Source organism: Marinicrinis lubricantis, assembly GCF_042658665.1.
GTDB lineage: Bacteria > Bacillota > Bacilli > Paenibacillales > KCTC-33676 > Marinicrinis > Marinicrinis lubricantis.
In genome coordinates this window covers 1-21,029 of the sequence record NZ_JBHSQV010000150.1, presented here as the reverse complement: position 1 = coordinate 21,029, position 21,029 = coordinate 1, and the positions used below count along the sequence as shown (strand labels likewise).

18 protein-coding genes and 2 other annotated features are annotated in these 21,029 nt (G+C 48.7%); of the genes, 10 read left to right on the top strand and 8 right to left on the bottom strand.

Annotated elements, in window-relative coordinates; translation table 11 throughout:
* Window positions 1-12 precede the first annotated feature (12 nt).
* The 5 genes from tenA (at window position 13) to ACFPXP_RS11740 (ending at window position 3,689) form a co-directional block, all read left to right on the top strand.
* Window positions 13-708, top strand: a complete 696-nt coding sequence (tenA, locus tag ACFPXP_RS11760) for a thiaminase II (RefSeq protein ID WP_379894412.1) — start codon at window positions 13-15, stop codon at window positions 706-708.
* Window positions 686-1,441 (top strand): hydroxyethylthiazole kinase, encoded by a 756-nt coding sequence (gene thiM, locus ACFPXP_RS11755; RefSeq protein ID WP_379894411.1) that lies wholly within the window; start codon window positions 686-688, stop codon window positions 1,439-1,441. Before tenA ends, thiM begins: the two co-directional genes overlap by 23 nt.
* The gene (thiD, locus tag ACFPXP_RS11750; protein WP_379894410.1) at window positions 1,441-2,265 is read left to right on the top strand and encodes a bifunctional hydroxymethylpyrimidine kinase/phosphomethylpyrimidine kinase; all 825 of its coding nucleotides are present in this window, start codon (window positions 1,441-1,443) and stop codon (window positions 2,263-2,265) included. Before thiM ends, thiD begins: the two co-directional genes overlap by 1 nt.
* A complete protein-coding gene (gene thiE / locus ACFPXP_RS11745; RefSeq protein WP_379894409.1) occupies window positions 2,255-2,881 on the top strand; it encodes a thiamine phosphate synthase in 627 nt (208 codons plus the stop codon). The genes thiD and thiE overlap by 11 nt, the downstream gene beginning before the upstream one ends.
* An 88-nt stretch (window positions 2,882-2,969) precedes the next feature.
* Entirely contained in the window at window positions 2,970-3,689 is a 720-nt protein-coding gene (locus ACFPXP_RS11740) for a 3-ketoacyl-ACP reductase (RefSeq protein WP_379894408.1), read from the top strand.
* 70 nt (window positions 3,690-3,759) lie between these two features.
* Here ACFPXP_RS11740 and ACFPXP_RS11735 read toward each other — a convergent pair whose 3' ends face one another.
* The 3 genes from ACFPXP_RS11735 to ACFPXP_RS11725 all read right to left on the bottom strand — a co-directional run bounded on the left by ACFPXP_RS11735 (window position 3,760) and on the right by ACFPXP_RS11725 (window position 8,685).
* Window positions 3,760-5,061 carry an extracellular solute-binding protein gene (locus tag ACFPXP_RS11735; protein WP_379894407.1) on the bottom strand — a complete coding sequence of 434 codons (1,302 nt, stop codon included), beginning with the start codon at window positions 5,059-5,061 and terminating at the stop codon, window positions 3,760-3,762.
* Between the two features lie 125 nt (window positions 5,062-5,186).
* Complete coding sequence (locus ACFPXP_RS11730; protein ID WP_379894406.1) at window positions 5,187-6,866, bottom strand: response regulator; 1,680 nt, start codon at window positions 6,864-6,866, stop codon at window positions 5,187-5,189.
* Entirely contained in the window at window positions 6,844-8,685 is a 1,842-nt protein-coding gene (locus tag ACFPXP_RS11725) for a sensor histidine kinase (protein WP_379894405.1), read from the bottom strand. The genes ACFPXP_RS11730 and ACFPXP_RS11725 overlap by 23 nt, the downstream gene beginning before the upstream one ends.
* Before the next feature lie 152 nt (window positions 8,686-8,837).
* Here ACFPXP_RS11725 and ACFPXP_RS11720 point away from each other — a divergent pair, with 152 nt between their 5' ends.
* The 5 genes from ACFPXP_RS11720 to tuaD all read left to right on the top strand — a co-directional run bounded on the left by ACFPXP_RS11720 (window position 8,838) and on the right by tuaD (window position 15,628).
* A complete protein-coding gene (locus ACFPXP_RS11720; RefSeq protein WP_379894404.1) occupies window positions 8,838-9,728 on the top strand; it encodes a carbohydrate ABC transporter permease in 891 nt (296 codons plus the stop codon).
* Window positions 9,728-10,576 carry a carbohydrate ABC transporter permease gene (locus tag ACFPXP_RS11715; RefSeq protein WP_379894403.1) on the top strand — a complete coding sequence of 283 codons (849 nt, stop codon included), beginning with the start codon at window positions 9,728-9,730 and terminating at the stop codon, window positions 10,574-10,576. Before ACFPXP_RS11720 ends, ACFPXP_RS11715 begins: the two co-directional genes overlap by 1 nt.
* Before the next feature lie 90 nt (window positions 10,577-10,666).
* Window positions 10,667-10,921 (top strand) — a binding site (T-box leader).
* Between the two features lie 178 nt (window positions 10,922-11,099).
* Window positions 11,100-11,365 (top strand) — a binding site (T-box leader).
* Between the two features lie 68 nt (window positions 11,366-11,433).
* The gene (locus ACFPXP_RS11710) at window positions 11,434-12,951 is read left to right on the top strand and encodes a 2-isopropylmalate synthase (RefSeq protein ID WP_379894402.1); all 1,518 of its coding nucleotides are present in this window, start codon (window positions 11,434-11,436) and stop codon (window positions 12,949-12,951) included.
* Window positions 12,952-13,352: 401 nt separating this feature from the next.
* Entirely contained in the window at window positions 13,353-14,231 is an 879-nt protein-coding gene (galU, locus tag ACFPXP_RS11705) for a UTP--glucose-1-phosphate uridylyltransferase GalU (protein WP_379894401.1), read from the top strand.
* A 77-nt stretch (window positions 14,232-14,308) separates the two neighbouring features.
* Window positions 14,309-15,628 (top strand): UDP-glucose 6-dehydrogenase TuaD, encoded by a 1,320-nt coding sequence (tuaD, locus tag ACFPXP_RS11700; RefSeq protein WP_379894400.1) that lies wholly within the window; start codon window positions 14,309-14,311, stop codon window positions 15,626-15,628.
* 98 nt (window positions 15,629-15,726) lie between these two features.
* Here the strand turns inward: tuaD and ACFPXP_RS11695 are convergent, their stop codons facing one another.
* The 5 genes from ACFPXP_RS11695 to nirB form a co-directional block, all read right to left on the bottom strand.
* Entirely contained in the window at window positions 15,727-16,164 is a 438-nt protein-coding gene (locus ACFPXP_RS11695) for a LytTR family DNA-binding domain-containing protein (protein ID WP_379894398.1), read from the bottom strand.
* A 128-nt stretch (window positions 16,165-16,292) separates the two neighbouring features.
* On the bottom strand, window positions 16,293-17,138 hold the full coding sequence (locus ACFPXP_RS11690; protein ID WP_379894397.1) for a formate/nitrite transporter family protein: 846 nt from the start codon (window positions 17,136-17,138) through the stop codon (window positions 16,293-16,295).
* A 14-nt stretch (window positions 17,139-17,152) separates the two neighbouring features.
* Window positions 17,153-17,974 carry a uroporphyrinogen-III synthase gene (locus ACFPXP_RS11685; protein ID WP_379894396.1) on the bottom strand — a complete coding sequence of 274 codons (822 nt, stop codon included), beginning with the start codon at window positions 17,972-17,974 and terminating at the stop codon, window positions 17,153-17,155.
* A gap of 26 nt (window positions 17,975-18,000) precedes the next feature.
* The gene (gene nirD / locus ACFPXP_RS11680; protein ID WP_379894395.1) at window positions 18,001-18,336 is read right to left on the bottom strand and encodes a nitrite reductase small subunit NirD; all 336 of its coding nucleotides are present in this window, start codon (window positions 18,334-18,336) and stop codon (window positions 18,001-18,003) included.
* Window positions 18,337-18,349: 13 nt separating this feature from the next.
* A complete protein-coding gene (gene nirB, locus ACFPXP_RS11675) occupies window positions 18,350-20,773 on the bottom strand; it encodes a nitrite reductase large subunit NirB (RefSeq protein WP_379894394.1) in 2,424 nt (807 codons plus the stop codon).
* Between the last annotated feature and the right edge of the window lie 256 nt (window positions 20,774-21,029).

Here is a 21,029-nt window from a genome sequence, read left to right as displayed (position 1 = left end):
AGGCTGTGCAGTATGACTTTTTGTGAGGAAGTTAGAAAAGAGACCGATTTGTACTGGAAAGCAAGCATCGATCATCCTTTCGTCAAGGGGATCGCGGACGGTACACTGCCGCTGGAAAAGTTTCGTTTTTACATGATGCAGGATGCGTTTTATTTGAAGCATTATGCCAAAGTATTAGCAATGGCGGCAGCCAAAGCGGAGTCGCAGGAGGATCTTATTTATTTCTTAAATACGGCCAAATATATTACCGAAGCGGAGCTAGAGCTGCACCGTTCCGTCTTCCAAGAGTTAAACGTGACAGAACAAGAATTCGAAGGGTTTGAGGCGGCGCCGGCGTCTTACAACTATGTCAGCCATATGTACAGCGCTATACACAATGGGGATGTTAGCGAAGCCTTCGCAGCGATATTGCCGTGTCCATGGCTCTATTTAGAAGTCGGTCAATATTACAAGAATGCTCGACCGGGTGTTTCGCTGTACGAGGATTGGATTCAGCTGTACAGCAGCAGAGAGTACGAGGCTTCCGTACTCGTTCAGATCGATATGATGAACCGGTTCGCCGATCCATCGATGGCATCCAAAAGAACGGTGTTGAAGCAGCATTTCAAGAAGAGCTGCTATTACGAATGGAAGTTCTGGGAGATGGCCTGGACGTTAGAAGACTGGGGAAAAGAGGTGGAAGTTTATGATTTTGCAGCAAATTCGTAAGCAAAATCCACTGATTCACTGTATTACCAATTATGTGGTAGCCAACTTCCAAGCCAATGGATTATTAGCGATTGGGGCTTCTCCGGTAATGGCCGACGGTGAAGATGAAGTGGAGAGCATGGTTCAGCTTGCGTCCGCTTTATCGATCAACATCGGAACACTTAACAGCAACACATTCGCCGCGATGATGAAAGCGGGTGTACGTGCGGGCGAGCTTAATATTCCAGTTGTACTGGACCCTGTAGGTGCAGGAGCAACGGATTACCGTAAGGAAACGGTATTCGCGTTACTGGATAAAGTGAAATTTACGGTGGTCCGCTGCAATATTGGAGAGCTGGCCGCAATTGCTAAGGAGGACTGGCAGCAAAAGGGCGTGGACAGCGGGGACGGTTCACTGGATGTGCCATCTGCCGCTAAGCAGGCCGCTCGCCAATACAACTGCATCTTCATCGTGACGGGGGAACAAGATTTTATTACGGATGGAACAGAGGAGCGCTGGATTCGTGGCGGCCACAAGCAGATGACCGAAGTAACAGGAACCGGCTGTCTGCTCAGTGCAATGTGTGCGGCAGTGATTGCTTTGGGCGGCAATCATTTCGAGAACTTGTCGGCATTGTTATCCTGCTATAAGCAAATCGCGGAAGCAGCTTACCTCAGAGCTTCTGGACTCGGCGCATTCCAGTCTGCTGTCTTGGATGAGCTGCATGCACGCTCGCAGGGAGAGATGTTCTGATGGAAGTCGTGATGACGATTGCGGGCTCGGACAGCGGCGGTGGAGCGGGCATTCAAGCTGATCTGAAAACCTTCCAAGAACTAGGCGTCTTCGGAACGTCGGTGATTACCGCCCTCACCGCACAGAACACGCTGGGGGTAAGCGGGATATTCCCAGCGAGTCCCGAGTTTGTACGCCAGCAATTAGAAACGGTATTAGAGGATTTGCCGGTTCGGGCGGTCAAGACAGGCATGCTGTTCTCGGCGGAAATTATTCGGGCCGTTGCGAACGTATTACAGGCTCAATCTATTCAGCTCGTCGTCGATCCTGTCATGATTGCCAAAGGCGGTGCCAGTCTGCTCCAAGAGGATGCCGTGAAGGCGCTGAAGGATGACCTGCTGCCGCTTGCAGCTGTTATTACGCCTAATCTGCCCGAAGCTGAAGTCCTTAGTGGGATGAGGATTCAGACGGCGGAACATATCGAGGAAGCAGCTCGCAGGATTCTCTCACTCGGTACAGCATGCTTGGTGATGAAAGGTGGACATTGGAGCGATTCACACATTGCCGCAGATCGGGTGTATTTCGCCGATGGCCGTTCATTCATGATGCAGAGCCGCCGGATTCAGACTCGTCACACGCATGGTACGGGATGTACGTTCTCGGCAGCATTGACAGCATGCTTGGGGCAGGGAATAGATACGAAGAAATCGATCATCACCGCGAAAAAATACGTACAGCTGGCGATTGAGCACAGCCTGGAGCTGGGGCATGGCCACGGTCCGACGAATCACTTTGCTTATCGCCGCTATCATGGGGAGAGCGAGGTGACAGTCATTGAAGCGTGAACAGCTGCGAGTTTATTTCATTATGGGCTCTACCCATGTCAAGCTTCGAGAACCGCTTTCAATCTTGGAGCAGGCGCTTGATGCGGGAATCACGATGTTTCAATTCAGGGAAAAGGGAAGCGGTGCGCTGAAGGGGCAAGCATACGAAAGCTTCGCGCGGGAGTGTCAGCAGCGGTGCCGTTCATACGGCGTGCCTTTTATCGTCAATGACGATATCGATCTCGCATTGAAATTAGATGCGGACGGCGTTCATGTGGGGCAGGAGGATGCTGCTTTACCGGAGGTTCGCCAAAAGATGGGCAGCGATAAGATTGTGGGCGTTTCCGTTCACTCGATGCATGAGCTGGAAGAAGCGATCTCATACCAGGCGGATTACGTAGGCATTGGTCCGATCTTTGCAACGAAATCCAAGGATGATGCGAAGAAGCCGGCCGGAACCGTATTTTTGCGTCAAGCTGCGGAGAGGGCGCCGGATCTGCCCATCGTGGCGATAGGCGGAATTACAGAACACAATTTTCAGGAACCGCTCGAAGCGGGGGCAGATGGCGTGGCGGTCATCTCGGCCATTTGCGAAAGCGGGGACGTCGCAGAAACCGTGCGTAGGTTTAAGAGATGATGCTCCCTATGTATTTTGACTTTGGGGCACCTGAAACGATAATATGATACCTGAGACCATACATAAGAGTAGAAGGAGTGATTGCTTTATGGCACAGTCGTTAAAAGGAAAAATTGCTTTTGTAACGGGTGCGGGAAAAGGGATTGGCAAAGCCACAGCGATCGCATTGGCTCAGGAAGGTGTTCATGTGGGGCTGCTCGCTCGGACTGAATCGGATTTAATCCAAGTGGCCCAAGAAGTGGCAGAGCATGGCGTGAAAGCCGCTTATGCGACGGCGGATGTCGCCTCCATGGAACAGGTCGATCTTGCTGTGCAGCAGCTGACGAAGGAGCTGGGACCAGCCGATATTCTGATCAACAACGCGGGCACCGGCAAATTCGGCAAGTTCTTAGAGCTGACGCCGGAACAATGGAAAAGCATGATTGACATCAATTTGATGGGTGTCTATTATGTAACCCGTGCCGTTTTGCCGCAGTTGATTGAGAAAAACGGCGGGGATATCATTAACATCTCCTCGACCGCTGGGCAAAAAGGAGCTCCTGCAACGAGCGCCTACAGCGCCTCTAAATTTGGTTTGTTGGGATTGACGGAATCGTTAGCTCTTGAAGTACGCAAGCATAACATTCGTGTCACTGCACTCACACCGAGTACCGTGGCAACGGAATTGGCTTATAAAGAAAACTTGACCGACGGTAATCCGGAAAAGGTTATGCAGCCGGAGGATTTAGCGGAATTTATCGTCTCTCAATTGAAGCTGCATCCTCGTGTATTCATCAAATCGGCCGGACTGTGGTCGACGAATCCGTAAATCGATGAAAATGTAAAACGCAGCTCGCACGAATGTGCGTAAGCTGCGTTTTTTTTTACATCCTATTGGATTATTGTGCGGCGCCGAATTGAATCCACGCTTTTTGAATTTCGTCGATCGCTTCATCTTTGGTTTTGCTTTCACCGATATAAGCCTGCATCAGTTCGCCGAACTTTTGATGGAACGTATCCAAAGAATAGTTGATGGACAGCTCGCCCGATTTTTCAGTTTCCAGTGTCTCAACCATTTGCTTCGGCATATCCAGCTCAGGAAGCGGCGCACCTTCGATTGGAGGAATCACCTTCGCTACGGAAGAGAACCACTGTTGACCGTATTCCGAAGTGTACAGCCAGTTGAAGAATTCAAGCGTTTCCTCAAGCACTGGGGAGTCTTTGTAAATCCGCAGCGCTTGGTCGGCACCCGTTACAAGCAGTGCTTGATCCGCTTTATCGCTTACAGGATAGCCCATAATGCCGATTTGCATATCCGGCGTAATTTTCTTAATCGCCTCTTCATCCCATGCGCCTTTACCTGTCATGAATGCAGCCTCACCGGTTGCGAAATCACTGATTTGCGCATTGCTGTCGCGCTCTAACGGCTTGTTGGTTCCGTGTTCGATCGTCAGGTCGATGAATTTGAAGAAATTATCGTACAGCACCGGATGATCCTTAAATGTAGTTTCACCTGCGATAAATTGGTTTACAAGCTCCTTCGTTTCGATCCCTGCATCTTCTGCAGCAGCATTCAGGAAGTTCTGGAAGATGTGCTTCCATACCCACCATTCTTTATACGCATTGGCAAACGGTGTAATGCCTTTCGCTTCCAGCTTCTCAATCGCAGCTTCAAGTTCAGCCATTGTTTTTGGTACTTCTGTAATGCCTGCTTCATTCAACAGATCTTTGTTGTAGATCATGCTCATCAAATTGCCCTTGATCGGCAAGCCGAGCACCCGTCCGTCGGAAGAGGTCATGTCTGTCTTGATCGCATCGGTCATCACACCTGCAAGCGGTTCATTCGTCAAATCTGCGCTGTATTCCGCGAACGTGTCAATATCTCCGCCTGCAGCCGATTGAAATACGTCCGGTACACTGCCGGATGCAATTTTGGATTTCAAAATCGTATTGTAGTCAGCCTGCATAATTTCGAGGTTGATGGTTACGTTAGGCTTTATCTTTTTATATTCTTCGATAAAAGCATTGTAAGCATCTGTATATTCCGGAGAAGCCGTGAACATATTAATGGTTACTTTCTCGCCGGAACCGCTTTCAGTTCCTTCAGTACTAGAATTATTGTTGTTGTTTGATCCACAAGCCGCCAGCATGCCGACGATGAGAATGCAGCAAAGCGAAAGCAGAAGTTTCTTTTTAAACATTTTGTCAGTCCCCCAGTCTTTATGTGTGTTATTTCTTTTCTTGATGCTAATTCTAATCAAACGGAGCACCGATAAAAATGCATTTAAGTGAAGAGTTTAGGGTAAAAAAGTGATTTTACCCCACTTTAGTTCACTGTATTCCCATCCTTTTGAAGTGCATGCCGGTATTCGGAGGGAGACATCGCAAAATAATTGCGGAACGCTTTGCTGAAATAGTTTTTGTCCTTGTATCCGAGAAGCTCCGAAATATCCTGGATTTTTAGATCGGGATTGGACAGAAGCTCTCTCGCTTTGTCCATTCTTACCTTGAGCACATATTCATAAATGCCGTACCCGTATTCGGATTTGAATAATTTCATCAAATACTCGCGGCTTAAGAAATATTTGTCCGAGAACATCGATATTTTAATATCTTCGAAATAATGATTGTCGATATACTCCTTGATCTGCTCGATTCGAAATGGATAGCTGGCATTGTTGGCGGAACGTACGCATTGCACGTAATAGTCCAGCACATCCTGCAGCAGCTGACCAAACTGTTCGAAAGAAGCATAGTCCGAACTGATCTGCATGAAGAGAAGCGGGTTCTGGCCGCCAACAGGCAGCTTCTCTGACTCCACTCCCAGCTCTAAGCAAATATCATTCAGCATGATAACGAACTTGGACAAAATTCTTTCGGCTTCGCCGATCGTTAATTGGCCTCCGGCATGCCAGCTCTTCAATTGTTCATCGATGACGGATGCCGCCAATGCGGAATTGCCCGCTTCCATGGCTCCGCGCAGCTTCTGTATTGTACTCGCGATGGACAGCAGCAGTTTTTCATGATGCAAATGTCTCTGCTGCGGTGATTCTGGCTTTGCGGGCAGTACTGTACTGTTATCATGCTTTAAACGGAGCAAGTTGGCGCTTAGAACAGATCGGCAGGCTGTATCGTAGGAATCCGCCAGCCCGTCCAAGGCAGGGGCTTGGAAGCCTAATCCTGCTACGGCTGTTAGACCGAACAGCGAATGCAAAGTTTGCACCGACTTGTTCACGCCATGATAGGCGTAATACATAACGTCCTGCTCGAGACCGCCGGTAACCGTAAGCACAATGATCAGTTCATGTTCCCGTTTCGGATTGACGAAGCTGAATGCAGTGAAGCTCCCGCCTGATGTTTCGCTTAGTACATTGGTTGCGGAAAAGCGCAGAAGCTCCGAGTCCCCGTTAAACCGTTTTTTCTTCACCTGCTCCATATTCATGAGCCGAACTACGCAGGCCAAATAACGAACACTGGAATGGTCCGCGCCGATCAAGGAGAGGACGGCTTCATTCGTATGCTTCGCTTGGGATCGGTCAATATAGGACCAATACACTTTTTCCTTCAGCTTTGGGAGGGACAAGTTTAACGCGATATTGCGGTTGATGAACTCATGCTCCTCCTGATGCTTGGCCCCTAGAAGATCGGTCGCTTTCCTCAAAGCATTGTTCAATTCTTGACGGTTGATCGGTTTGAGCAAATAATCGACGACCTTGGAACGGATCGCCTGCCGAGTATATTCGAAGTCATTATAGCCGCTGATCACGATGGTGAGCAGTTCCGGATTCGTCTGCTCAATCTGCTGCAGGAATTCAAGCCCGCTCATTTCCGGCATTTTCATATCGATGAGAGCGATGTCGATCGAATGGCGCTCCAGCAGCTCCAGAGCTTCTCTGCCATGTTTGGCTTCAAATATTTCGGTGATCCCTGCAGATGCCCAATCCCCAAGAATCCGAATGGCTTCTCGGACCGGTTCCTCGTCATCAATCATTAACAGCTTGTACATTTCCAGTTCCCCCCATAGGTATGATCATGGTTACATCTGTGCTGCCGCTGTCCGAACGAATGGTTAATCCGGCAGCCTCCCCATACCGGAGCTTTAGCCTGGCATTCAGATTGACAAGCCCAATGCCGCCATGGCCGTCACGTTCATCCCACTCATGATGGAAGGATCGAATGACCTCTTCCAGCTGCTCGGCGGTGAACCCTTTTCCGTTGTCCCGTACAGTGATGAGCGCGTGCTGTTCGTTCCTCTCGGACAAGATGAGGATTTCGACCTCTTCGGATACTCGCTCCAGTCCATGCTTGATCGAATTCTCGACCAAGGTCTGTATGGACAGCTTTGGAATAGACAGCTCGAGCAGCGACGGGTCCCAATCATATTGTACATTCAGTCTGCTGCCGAATCTTGCTTTTTGAATCGATAGGTAGCGTTCAATATGCTGCAGCTCGTCTCTGGCGAGCACCATTTCCTTGCCGCTGATGCAGTAGCGAAGCGTCAGAGCCAGTGCATCCACCATGTCTGCGATATCGAGATTGTTGTGCTTCAGCGCTTTGGTCGAGATGGCTTGAAGCGCATTATATAGAAAATGCGGATTGATTTCGGATTCCAGTGCTTTCAGCATCGCATTCTTTTGCGCCAGCTTCAGCTTGTACCGTTCATTGATCCATTGATTCGTCCGTTCTACCATTTGATTGAAATGGCGCGACAGCAGCGTCACCTCGTCTCGGCCTTTCACAGCCGCCCTTGTATCAAAATCGCCTTTGCTAAAACGGTTCATCTGCTGGGATAGATGAATGAGCGGCTTCGTAATGGCACGGGTTAGCAGACTGACGAGTACAACGCCGACGACAAGAAATATCGCACCGATCACAAGGCTGAAATTCCGCGTCTGTCTTGCAGATTCATAGATTTGATCATAAGGCACCGGCTTGACCAGCTTCCAGCCCTCCTGCTGACCGCTGTCATGTATGATCAAATAACGCTGTGCGCCGTTGTTCCAGGTCAAGCGCCCGCTTTCGGCGTTTTGCAGCTCCTCCCAAATGCCTTCGCGGTTTAACTCATTGTAAAATGTCATATCGTCCGCGTAGAACGGCATCTGCCGCGGACTGAGAAACAAGAGATGCTGGCCGTCCTGGAAAGGGACATCCTTCACGATTTCATCGATGACACTGGAGTTGAAATAAAGGGATAGCACAGCCTGCGGCTCTCGGGTCACGATGGAGCGGTATACTCGATGATAGGCCATGAAGCTCTGCCCGACTTGGACAGGATATCCAACTTCCGCGTCAGGCACGATCAGTGACTGGTAGGATCGGTTATGGGAGCTGTCCATCGCTTCTTTATACCATGACAAGTGTTCGATGTCGGCTTCTGCGCCCTTCCGTACGATAATATCGTTATTTTCCTTCGTTAAATAATAGTACCCCCTCGTTCCCGTCATATACATCACAATGGCTTCGATATCGTCTCTAGAGAAAAACAGATTGCGCAGAAAATCCTCCAAATACATTCGAGAAGCGTAATCGCTGGATTCATGCATGATAGAATAAGTCAGTTCATCATACTCGGTTTGCGGAAGCGACAGTGATTCCATTCTGGATAAGTAATCTTCCATATTTTTGTTTACCAGCATTAAATTGTTGGAAGTGCTTTCAATAATGTGCTTGCTCGATTCCTGCTGCAGCATCATGTATGAAATCATCGTCAGGGAGACGACAACCAAAATGATAATGGATGAGAACAGCAGAATAAGCTTGTTCGCTAATCCTCCGGACACACGCTCGAAAAGGGCGGAGAGCGCTCTGCGTATACGTTGGAACATGTCGTTTACCTGCTTTCTGGCGGGTGAGTCCACGATTTTACCCTTAACTGATTGGTTAAATCCATTTTTATGACCTAAGGCCTTTTATATAATCACTCTATAGTTTAATTAAATTCGACATAGACGACAAGAAAAAGGGGTGCAGGGAAAAGATGTTAAAAGGACTAGGCAAAAAAGGGAGAGGCAAGCTCGAGTTCGCCTTGTTTACGCTGCCGGTGCTGATCTGTATTGCGATCGCTTTCTACATTCCTTTCGGAATGACCGCCCGCTACTCTCTGACCGAGTGGAACGGGATATCGTCAGAACCGAAATTCATAGGTCTCGACAATTTCAAACAAATTTTTACAGGGGACGCCAACTTCATGGACGCGTCATGGTTCACGATTAAGTATTCGGTGCTGTACATCATTATTGTGAACGTTTTGGCGATTTTGCTGGCGGTGATCCTCAGCATGAAGCTGAGAACGTCCTCGTGGCTGAGAGCAGCCTTTTTCGTGCCGTATATCCTCAGCTTGGTTATCGTGGGCTTTATTTGGAAGTTTATCTTTATGCAGGGCTTTGAATCGCTGTATGAAAGCACGGGCTGGGAAATTTTTAATTGGAGCTGGCTGGGAGAACCGGGGCTTGCCTTCATTTCTATCTTAGCTGTTTCCATATGGCAGTCGATCGGGTTTTATATGGTGATCTATATTGCGGGTCTGCAGTCTATACCCGATGATCTGATGGAGGCTGCTACCGTAGACGGCGCTTCGAGATTCCGCCGCTTCTTCAGCATTACGCTGCCGCTGCTCGCTCCGTCGATTACGATTTCCGTCTTCATGGCGCTGACCAATTCGATCAAAGTGTTCGATGTCATCTTGTCCTTAACCGGAGGGGGACCTGGTGGAACGACGTACAGTGTCGCTTATGACATTTATCGAGACACGTTCCAGAACAATTTGTACGGTTATGGAACGGCCAAAGCGCTGATTCTGTTTGTTGCTGTATTAATCATTACCATTATTCAGCTGGCTATCTTTAAACGCAGGGAGGTCGAAGCCTAATGAAAACTGCATCGAAATGTTCTCGAATTCATTGGTCCAAGCTGCTGCTTGAGATTGTTATGGTATTGTTGTCGCTGCTGTTTCTGTATCCGTTGTTTCTAGCGGTCAACAACTCGCTGAAAAGCTTCGGCGAAGTGATGAGGGACGTCATCACACTGCCAAAAGAGCTTGTCTTCGATAACTACTCCTATGTGTGGTCGTTTATTGATTATCCGAAGCTGTTTATGAACAATATTGTCATCACGGGTCTTGGACTCATCGGAATCGTATTCGTTTCCTCTATCGCGGCTTATAAGCTGGCCAGGACCAAATCGACTGCAAGTAAAATCATCTATTTCTTATGTATTATGCCGATGCTCATTCCGTTTCAATCGATCATGCTGACGGTGCTGCAGTTTGCTAAAGACTTGAATTTGTCAGAAAGCACCTGGGGTCTCGGACTTCTGTATTGGGGATTCGGCGCACCGCTTGCCGTATTTATCTACCACGGCTTTGTTAAAGGGATTCCGAAGGAGATTGACGAGAGCGCATCGATCGATGGTGCTTCCGGTTTCCGCTTGTTCTTCTGGGTGATTTTCCCGCTGCTTAAATCGGTCACAGCAACCATTATTATCATTGATGTGATGTGGATCTGGAACGATTTCCTGCTGCCGCTGCTCATGGTGAATGGCTCGCCGGATACGAAGACGCTGACATTAGCCGCATATACCTTTGTTGGGCAGTATACGTCCGACTGGCAGTATGCGATGACAGCGATGGTCATGGCGGTGCTGCCTTCGATTGTGGCGTTTATCTTCCTGCAAAAATATATCGTGAAGGGCGTCGTCGCAGGTGCGGTAAAAGGATAAACCCATTTGTGAATTTGGGCAGGAAAAAGAATTGACAATTGCTTCCGTGTATATTAAGATACATTTCAAATCACTCTAATTGCATGATAACGAAACGCGAAGAACGGGAGCAGTAGGAAAGGCGCACATCTCAGAGAGCTGCGGCTTGGTGCAACGCAGCATGTGGTCTTTGTGAATCTCGCCCGGGAGCGGCGGCATGGAAGAGCAGTACATGCTGACGGGATGGACTCCGTGATCAGGTCTTGCGAAGGATGCAGTCATGAATGCATTCTTTGGCTTAAGGGGGCTGTAAATCAGCCAACCAGAGTGGTACCGCGGTAGGTATAGCAGCCTGTCGTCTCTGATATTTCAGAGATGGCAGGCTTTTTAGTTTTTGGACCCCATCAAAGTATTCGGAGTAATCTTATGCAGCTGAGATTCACCTTGATGGGATGATGAACGCATGATTCCGGAGCATGTGTTCATATGAAAGGCTTCAAGTACGAATAAGTCAGTGTAAAATTACGATCTCAAACACATATAGAGCTAAGCGAAGAACGGGAGCAGTAGGGAATTCCTTCACCTGACAGAGAGCCGCAGCATCGGTGAAATGCGGCGGGAAGGAACCTGAACTCGCCCGGGAGCAGTGGAAGGGAACGCAGCAATTTGTACCTTTCACCGATTGGCCCCCGATAAAGGGCTGATGGCCGTGAGGAAGTGAAGTGGATCGGTCATGCACGAGGTGGGTTTGTTCAGTATGGGCAAGCCAAGTAGAGTGGTACCGCGATAGGTGAGCCTGTCGTCTCTATACAAATAGAGGCGGCAGGTTTTTTGGTTTGCTGCGGGCGCTAAAAATAATGATAAGAGGAGTGCTGGTTATGAATAAAAGGCATATTCAAATATTCGATACGACGTTAAGGGACGGGGAGCAGGCACCGGGCGCTTCGATTACGCCGGAGCAGAAGATCGTGCTGGCCAGGCAATTAGGCCGTTTAGGAATTGATGTGATCGAGCCTGGATTTCCTGTATCCAGTCAAGGAGAATTCGAGGCGGTGCAGCAGATTTGCAGAGAGCTGCAGCATGTGGAGATTTGCGGGTTTGCCCGCGCTGTGAAAGGAGATATTGATCGGGCGGTTGAAGCAACGAAGGATGCAGCTAGACGCAGATTGCATATCTTTATCTCCTCTTCGGACATTCATCTGCAGTATCAGCTTCGCAAGACGCGCGACGAGGTGCTGGCGATGACTCGGGAGAAGATCGCTTATGCGAAGCAGTTCGTGGATGAGATTGAATTTTCACCGATGGATGCGACTCGCTCCGATGAAGCATTCTTAATGGAAATGCTGGAGACGGCTATCTCCGAAGGAGCGACGATCTTGAATATTCCGGATACGGTTGGCTATGCGCTGCCGGAAGAATTCGGGGCGTTTATTCGCAGGCTGCGTGAAGGGGTGCGTGGAGCGGACCGGGTCCGGTTCAGCGCACACTGTCATAACGATCTGGGACTGGCGGTAGCGAACAGCTTAGCAGCGATTCGCGCAGGAGCCGATCAAATCGAAGTGACGGTAGGCGGTATCGGTGAACGTGCAGGGAATTGTTCGCTGGAGGAACTCGTTATGGCCATTGAGACGAGGAAGGAAGCATTAGAAGCAGAAACGAGAATTGATGTTTCACAGCTGTATGACACTTCCCGCATGGTCAGCCGCATGATGCATTTTCCGATTGCTCACAATAAACCGATTGTGGGGCGCAACGCGTTCCAGCACGAAGCAGGAATCCATCAGGATGGGCTTCTGAAAAATCGCAATACGTACGAAATTATGGACCCCGAAGCGCTGGGTATTCCTAGAAACATGATCGTGCTTGGCAAGCATTCCGGCAGACATGCGATCAAGCATCGGATCGCAGAGCTGGGTATTCCGCTGGATGAAGGGCAGCTGAATGAAGTGTATGAACGGTTTAAAGAGACGGCGGATCGGCAGAAGACCGTTTCGGATACGGAACTGGCAGCCATCGCAGGTACGGTGGCCGACGTCGTTGTCGAACCGATTGTCATGAGGCAGTGGCATGTTCAGCGCGTAAATGATCAGCACAATGCCGCAAGAGTCACCTTATTTGATCAGGTGAAGAAGGAAGAGCAGCAGTATGAGATGGTTGCTGAAGGACCGGTTCATGCACTTGTGCAATGTATTCGGCAGGCGTACCCAGACGATATTGAATTCGAGGATTTGGAGATCTATTCGTTGTCTTCCGGTGAGGCCGCGAAGGGAGAGGCCATCGTGACCGTACGCCGAAACGGCAATAGGTACCGGGGTCAAGTGACCGATTACGATGTGCTTCAAGCAGTGGCTCACGCTTTTGTGTCCGCCTGCAATCAGGCGATTGTCAAATCATAACCATCAGACATAGATCATGCGGTCTCCTGTTTTGTTTAAAGATTAGAAGCAAAACTTTGGGATCATCATTTGATGAATATATTGCTTTAACGTGGAATAAAAGGTGTGGGTCATGCCGGAGGAGCGACTTTTTGTAGACGTGTTATAACCATAAATTTTAACGAAAAGAATACGGCTGCAAGGGAGTCCCGGAGGTATGACCCACACCCATCCTATGCGCATATGAACTCATTATCGAACCAAAGGATTAGGGATCGTGCCTGCGAAAGAAGGAATCTTGTCGAAGCCGAACCGCGTCTTTTGGAAGATTTATGGATACAAGCCTGCTTTCAGTCGGTTTTTGTCTATGTTAAAATATCCTTAGGTTGACAAGACGGAGATAGGGAACAGGAGGAGTGCAGGTGGAGATCAAAAAAGCGATCATCCCCGCCGCGGGACTGGGCACTCGGTTTTTACCGGCAACGAAGGCACAGCCGAAGGAGATGCTCCCGATCGTCGATAAGCCGACGATTCAATATATTATCGAAGAAGCGGTAGCGGCTGGCATTGAAGATATATTGATCGTCAGCGGTCGAGGAAAACGAGCGATCGAGGATCATTTTGACAAATCGTTCGAGCTGGAGGAAGTGCTGGAGCAGAAAGGGAAGCAGGAAGAATTGGAACAAATTCGGGCGATATCGGAAATGGCGAATATTCATTATATCCGTCAAAAAGAGCCGCTCGGTTTGGGGCATGCAATCTGGTGTGCACGTAAATTTATCGGTCAAGATTCCTTCGCGGTTCTTCTTGGAGATGATATTGTTCAGGCGGAGCAGCCTTGTATCGGGCAGTTAATCGAGGTGTATCAAAAAATACAGACAGCGCTTGTCGGAGTTCAGTTGGTGGCTCCTGCGGATGTTTCTAAATACGGTATTATTTCACCGAAGTCGATCGAAGCGGACGGTAAAACGATGCAAATTCAGCATTTGGTGGAGAAGCCGCCGGCAGATCAAGCTCCGTCCAATTATGCGATTTTGGGAAGGTATATTTTGACACCGGACATATTCGATATCCTTGAACATCAGTCGCCGGGAGCGGGGGGCGAAATCCAGCTGACCGATGCGATTAATGTTTTGAACGAAAAGCAACCCGTATATGCTTATTGTTTTGAGGGCAGCCGGTATGATGTCGGCAACAAATTCGGATTTATCCAAGCGACCGTCGACTTTGCCCTGCAGCGGGATGACTTGCGCGGCGATGTGCTGGATTACCTGCGTTCGATCGTTGCTGCGAATTCCTAGACCGGAAAGCACCTGCAGGCAGCGAAAAGGATAAACGAGTTGCAATATATCATGAGGATGAAAGGTTCGAACTATATATGAAGAAAATAACAGTGATCGGTACAGGCTATGTTGGACTCGTATCGGGAACAAGCTTTGCGGATATTGGAAATGAAGTGATCTGCTGTGATATCGATTCGAATAAAATTGAAAAGCTGAAGCAGGGATTCATCCCGATCTATGAGCCAGGCTTGGAAGAAGTAGTCAAGAAAAATACGCAGCTTGGCAGACTCTCCTTCACAACGGATATTCCCGGCGCGATTCGCAGCTCGGACATTATCTATATCGCGGTGGGAACGCCGATGTCTGTGACAGGCGCCGCCGATTTAAGGTTTGTCACGGAAGCGGCCAAAACGATCGGCCAGCATTTGAACGATTATAAGGTTGTCGTGAATAAAAGCACGGTGCCTGTAGGGACGGGCAAGCTTGTACAGCGAATGATTCAAAGCCACTTAAGCAATCCCCATGTGACTTTTGACGTCGTTTCTAATCCTGAGTTTCTTAGAGAAGGTTCGGCATTAAAGGACTGCATGAATATGGAACGGGCGGTCATCGGAGCGACGAGCGAGAAGGCCGCTTCGATTATTGCTGAACTCCACAAGCCGTTCAATACAGAGATTGTGATTACGACGCTCGAAAGTGCGGAAATGATCAAATACGCCTCGAATGCATTTTTGGCCACAAAAATCTCGTTCATTAACGCGGTAGCCAACATTTGTGAACGTGTTGGCGCCGATGTGACCGAGGTATCAAGAGGAATGGGACTGGACAGCCGGATTGGCTCGAGATTTTTGAATGCGGGCATCGGCTATGGCGGATCCTGTTTCCCAAAGGATACGCATGCGCTCGTACATATTGCAGAATCCGCGGGGTATGACTTCCATCTTATGAAATCCGTCATTCGGACCAATGACCAGCAGCGCCTGGTCGTTGTCGATAAGGTGAAGGAAGTGCTGGGCTCGCTTCGCGGCAGAACGATCGCCGTGCTAGGACTGGCCTTCAAGCCGAATACAGATGATATGCGGGATGCGCCGTCACTGCAAATTATTCCGGCACTGCTTAGAGAAGGGGCGAAAATTAAAGCGTATGATCCGATCGCCGCCAAAGAAGCCGTGGTGCATTTCGGAGATCAGATTGAATATGTGGAGGAACCGTACGACACGATTCTAAACGCAGATGCCGCCCTTATTTTGACGGAATGGGAACAAGTGGTTTCGATGGATCCTAAGCAAATGCGGAAGCTGATGAACATGCCGGTTGTCATTGACGGACGTAACATTTTTTCACCGAAAACGATGCAGGAGAATGGCTTCATCTATCATTCGATTGGAAGACCGCCTATTCATCCGGAAGCCTAGTATCATCGGCCCAAATAACCAAAAGCCTTCTTCGGACAACTCCCGAAGAAGGCTTTTTGCTACACTTAGGAATTTCACTGCAATCCCAAGCAGATGATTTAATTGTAGTCCTTGTGCGGATCGCTTCGCGAAGGGTTTCCCGCCCGATCCAGCTTCATTTCAAGGCTTTTATCCGTATTGAGAGCAATCCTTCTTGCGATTTCGTGTTCATACATTTTCTGCTTAATAAATGCAATCGTCGCGAATTTGCTGTGTTCGTCCGGATGCTCGTCGAAGTAGAGCTTCCCTTGAGAAGGATCCATGGTCTTAATTCGTTTGAAATTGACCAAATTTGTTTTGTCCGTGAGCTCAAATCCATAGGGGCCCAGGTGCTCTTCCCAGTCGGAGAGGGTGGAGATATGCCAATACCGATCATCTAGCGTGTGGTAGAGAATGTTGCGCTTTTCCAAACGAATGTAGATGACGTCTTCTAAATCGAGCATGAACAATTGTGTCGTGCCGTCTTCTAGTTCCTTTAGAACCGGAATGTGCATCATTTCCACTCCTATGCTTGCCTGTCATGATTACTATATTACATAAATCACGCCTCTCCAATCAAGTTCAGGAAGGTATCATCCCAACCCCTGTGCCAAGCACCTATTATGGTTTGTTCCTCATCTTCAAATTACTTAGCATTCACAGCGGCCATCGCGGTTTTCTCGTTCGAGGTGACAGGGAGCGTACTGCCCTTTTTCAAGTGTGCCAAGTAGAGGAACAAGCCAGTCATCGTAAAGCCGCCGACCAGATTGCCGAGCAGTACAGGAATTTGGTTCCAGAGCCACCAGTCGCCTACTGTGACATCTGCACCGAACATCATGCCTGCAGGAATGACGAACATGTTTACCACAGCATGCTCAAAGCCTTGTGCAAAGAACGCCATGATCGGAAGCCACATGGCTACGATTTTGCCCAGCGTTGACTGCGTGGTCATCGGCAATACCGCACCGAGTGTGACCATCCAGTTGCAGAGTATCGCCTTGATGAAGACAAGGAGGAGTCCGCTGGCGCCTAGCGCTGAATAGCTGAGTGTTTTTGATTCTGCTATCCCTGCGATCATGGTGGCTAAGACGCTGTCATCTACATGCCCCATATTCGTAGTGGTTGCATAGTACAGTACAGCGTAGAACAGGCAGCCGAGAACATGCCCCACAATGACCCAAAAGAAGTTGCTGATCATTTGAACTACTGTAGCTTTTTTCTCTAGGACGGCGAGTGGAATAAGTGCGAAGCTGCCGGTCACAAGTTCAAAGCCGAGTAAAATAATCATGACAAAGCCGACGGGGAATATGATAGCCCCTACAATGCCGAGCCCTGTTTGGGAAGTAGCCGTAAAGGCCAATGTGGTGGCGTATGCGAGAATGGCTCCTGCAATGAATCCTCTGAGCAGCATCTGCCAGATCGAGAGACTAGCTTTTGCAGCCCCGGTTTGTACCATATTTTCTACGACTTGAGTCGGTTTCACATAAGTCAAATGTCCTCACTCCTTTATTGAGCTGTTGATCCGCCCTGCGCATAATAATCAGCTAAAAGGTGCACCATGCTGCCCATCCGCTGTTCCTCTGGGGCAAGTATTCGCTGCACTCCCTGTGAACGGAGTGCTTCTGCCGTTACCTTGCCGACGGCCAGCGCAACGACAGGACCATGGAATGCATGAAGCAGCTGGTCCGCTTGGCCCGTTTCTTGGGCATATTGGAACAAAAATTTGACCTGAGGTGTGCTTGTAAAGGCAACGGCATCGATGCTGCCATTCAGCATTTCGGAAATAAGCAAAGATAAAGTTTCCTGTTCAGGAGGCACGTGCCGATAAGGAAGCAGCTCTTCATATGTCGCGCCCCTGCTGCTCAACCACTCGGTTAAATGCGGCAAAGAGTCGCCGTAGTTTTGGATGGCAATCCTGCATCCGCTGAGCTCGAAGTCTGCCATCGCGCGAATGATACCGCTTGTCGTTCCATCATCATCTCGGACGGTGGGCTCAATACCGAGCCTTTTCACTAGATTTACTGTTTTGTAGCCTCTGGCGGCAACTTTTAGTTGTTTCAGCTTTTCTAGGAAGGGCTCGAGCAGGCCTGCACTCTCCGCATGCTTGCACAGCAGATCGGTACCAATGCCCGTCGTTAATATGAGCCAGTCAAAGTCGCCTTTCATAAAATCGGCGATTTGCACACTGACATCGGAACCCTCTAAATAAACGGTACCCTGTGCCGGGCGAATGATGGGAATACCGCCCATTTTTTCGATCAGCTTGCTGAGCTGATCAGAACGGCGGGGGCCGGTGACGGCCACCCTTTTGCCTTCTAATCCGTGCATCTTCTAACCCCTCATCTCTCTGCTTGCTAAGATGCTTGATGATTTTTTATTTCTTCAATATGAATATAGATGTCGCCTGTAACAGAATCAACATCGGTAGGATACGTTAAGATACAGCCATCATCCGGAGCCTGCACCTTGCCGTCATCCATGTTTATTTTCCAGTCATGCAGCGGACAAAATACAAAATGTTCGCTCACAATCCCCTCTGACAGTTTACCGCCTTTATGCGGACAGCGGTTTTCGATGGCACGGATGCCACCGTTAGACAGCTTGAACAGGGCGATCTCCATATCGCCGACGCGTACGGTTCTGGAGCGTTTTCCTTGAATATCGTTAATGTTTCCAGCTAATACTCTCATCTTGCATGCCTCCTTAGGATTCAATTGTAACCGGCAAAGACTCAAACGATTTGCGAAGCTCTTCATTCCCTAGAATTTCTTTCCACGGATCCTTCGTTAAGCTGAGCGTATGCTCGATGCGGCTGACCAGTGCCTCGCGGTCTTCCTTGCGTTCCAGCGCTTTTTTCACGTTGTCTAGTCCGACGCGGTCCAGCCACTTGGATGTTCTTTCGTTATAATTCGCTGTTTCCCGGTAATATTGGAAGTAGGCGCCCGTCCACTCCAGCACTTCCTCCTGCGTTTTTACCTTCACGAGCAGATCCGCTGCTCTCACATGTGTACCGCCGTTACCGGCTACGTGAATTTCCCAGCCTCCGTCAATTGCCACAACGCCTAAATCTTTGATCGTAGCTTCGGCACAGTTCCGAGGGCATCCGGATACAGCCATTTTGATTTTCGCCGGTGTATTTAACCGTTCGAATTTCTTCTCCATTTCGATACCCATCTGGATGGAATCCTGCGTACCGAAGCGGCACCATGTGGAACCTACACACGTTTTTACCGTTCTCAGCGCTTTACCGTATGCGTAACCGGAAGGCATATCGAGGTCCTCCCATACCTTCGGCAGGTCTTCCTTCGTGATGCCGAATAAGTCGATGCGCTGTCCGCCCGTAATTTTCACCATTTCGACGTTGTATTTCACAGCGACATCGGCAATCCGTTTCAATTGCTCGGCCGTTGTCACACCGCCGTAAATTCTCGGAACGACGGAGTAGGTGCCGTCTTTTTGAATATTAGCGTGGTTTCGTTCATTGACGAAGCGGGATTCGGCTTCATCCTTGTGCTCATCCGGCCATACCATGCCCAAGTAGTAGTTCAGGGCAGGTCGGCATTTGCTGCAGCCTTCTATATTGGACCATTCCAGCACGTGCATAACCTCTTTGCTGGTCGTCAATTTCATCGTTTGAATCGCTTCTACGATTTGTTCCCGATTGAGTGTTGTACAGCCGCAAATTCCTTCAGCTGCGGTTTTGACGCCGTCAGCCCCTAAGGTATGGGTGAGAAGGCCTTCAACGAGATTTTTACAGCCGCCGCAGCTTCCAGAAGCTTTCGTGCATGCTTTCACCTCATTCACACTGCTTAATCCTTTTTCATGAATGGCAGAGATGATGGTCCCTTTCGTGACCCCGTTACATCCGCAGATGATCTCATCATCTGCCATCGATGCAACAATCTCCACATCGGACATGCCGCCTTTCGAGCTTCCTTCCCCGAGCAGCACTTCCTTTTCTTTGCCCGAAATGTCTTTGCCGCTGCGAACCATCGATAAAATTTGTGTGCTTTCACTCGTATCTCCGAAGAGAACACTGCCGATGATTTTACCGTCTTTAATAACAATTTTCTTATAAACGCCTGCGAAATCGTCCTGCACTCGAACGGAACGTGTATCGGATTGATCGGTAAATTGGCCGCAGGAGAATACATTGACACCTGACACCTTCAGCTTCGTCGACACGACAGAGCCGTGATAGCCGTCGGTCTCTACTCCAGCTAAACGTTTGGCCAGCACATAGCCCTGCTCATACAATGGAGCGACTAAGCCGTATGCAATGCCGTTATGCTCGGCACATTCTCCTAATGCATACACATTGGGGATGTTTGTTTCCAAGTAATCGTTAACGACGATTCCGCGGGAGATTTCCACGCCGGCTTTTTTTGCCAATTCAATATTCGGGCGAATGCCGACAGCCATCACAACCAGATCGGCGTCGACGACGGTGCCGTCCTTGAACTTCACACCGGTGACACGATTTTTTCCAAGAATCGAATCGGTGTTTTTCTCAAGTAAGAATTTCATCCCTTGGTTTTCCAACTCACGCTGCAGCATGATGGAAGCGGTTGGGTCCAGCTGTCTTTCCATTAAATAATTCTGTATATGAACGACAGATACATCCATGTTCAAATTAAGCAAGCCGCGTGCCGCTTCTAGTCCCAGAAGTCCGCCGCCGATGACAACGGCTTTTTTGTACATTTTAGATGTGACAATCATCGTTTCGCAGTCCTTAATGTCCCGGAAAGCGATAACTCCTTCCTTGTCAGCTCCTGGAAGCGGAAGCATGAAAGGAAGAGAACCGGTCGCGATAATGAGATCGTCATAAGCTGTGCTCATACCGCTGTCTGTGTGGACCATCTTACGGTTTGTATCGATCTGGCTGACGGTATGTCCTGCATGGAGTGTAATGTTGTTCTCTTTATACCAGTCCCAATCATTAATAATGATATCTTTCATTTCGGAATCTCCGGCTAGAACGGAAGAGAGCATAATTCGGTTATAGTTCGGATAAGGTTCGGAGCCAAATATCGTGATGTCATATTTGTTGGGAGCTAATTTCAGTAAGGATTCTATACAAGCAACTCCAGCCATCCCATTGCCGATGAGTACCAGTTTTTTCTTCATATATCCCACTCCTAATGTTAGTTTTATTGACATAAAACAGTGATTTCAAATGATATGTTGATTATAAGCAAAGAAGTCATAGATTACAACATAAAAATGTAATAAAACATAACATAAAATGGTTTTGGGGAGAGCGTAAAATATCTTGTGTAAATAGATAAATAGCAAAAAGGAAGACCTTTCTTGTAGAATTAAGTCACCACAACCAACTCACAAGAAAGAGGTCTTCCCTATGAATCATTTTACATCAGATTTA

Excerpts from the sequence above, each read along its gene's own strand:
- tenA (WP_379894412.1), top strand. The coding sequence starts at position 13 with ATGACTTTTTGTGAGGAAGTTAGAAAAGAGACCGATTTGTACTGGAAA.
- thiM (WP_379894411.1), top strand. The coding sequence starts at position 686 with ATGATTTTGCAGCAAATTCGTAAGCAAAATCCACTGATTCACTGTATT.
- thiD (WP_379894410.1), top strand. The coding sequence starts at position 1,441 with ATGGAAGTCGTGATGACGATTGCGGGCTCGGACAGCGGCGGTGGAGCG.
- ACFPXP_RS11740 (WP_379894408.1), top strand. The coding sequence starts at position 2,970 with ATGGCACAGTCGTTAAAAGGAAAAATTGCTTTTGTAACGGGTGCGGGA.
- ACFPXP_RS11735 (WP_379894407.1), bottom strand. The coding sequence starts at position 5,061 with ATGTTTAAAAAGAAACTTCTGCTTTCGCTTTGCTGCATTCTCATCGTC.
- ACFPXP_RS11730 (WP_379894406.1), bottom strand. The coding sequence starts at position 6,866 with ATGTACAAGCTGTTAATGATTGATGACGAGGAACCGGTCCGAGAAGCC.
- ACFPXP_RS11725 (WP_379894405.1), bottom strand. The coding sequence starts at position 8,685 with ATGTTCCAACGTATACGCAGAGCGCTCTCCGCCCTTTTCGAGCGTGTG.
- ACFPXP_RS11720 (WP_379894404.1), top strand. The coding sequence starts at position 8,838 with ATGTTAAAAGGACTAGGCAAAAAAGGGAGAGGCAAGCTCGAGTTCGCC.
- ACFPXP_RS11715 (WP_379894403.1), top strand. The coding sequence starts at position 9,728 with ATGAAAACTGCATCGAAATGTTCTCGAATTCATTGGTCCAAGCTGCTG.
- ACFPXP_RS11710 (WP_379894402.1), top strand. The coding sequence starts at position 11,434 with ATGAATAAAAGGCATATTCAAATATTCGATACGACGTTAAGGGACGGG.
- tuaD (WP_379894400.1), top strand. The coding sequence starts at position 14,309 with ATGAAGAAAATAACAGTGATCGGTACAGGCTATGTTGGACTCGTATCG.
- ACFPXP_RS11695 (WP_379894398.1), bottom strand. The coding sequence starts at position 16,164 with ATGATGCACATTCCGGTTCTAAAGGAACTAGAAGACGGCACGACACAA.
- ACFPXP_RS11685 (WP_379894396.1), bottom strand. The coding sequence starts at position 17,974 with ATGCACGGATTAGAAGGCAAAAGGGTGGCCGTCACCGGCCCCCGCCGT.
- nirD (WP_379894395.1), bottom strand. The coding sequence starts at position 18,336 with ATGAGAGTATTAGCTGGAAACATTAACGATATTCAAGGAAAACGCTCC.
- nirB (WP_379894394.1), bottom strand. The coding sequence starts at position 20,773 with ATGAAGAAAAAACTGGTACTCATCGGCAATGGGATGGCTGGAGTTGCT.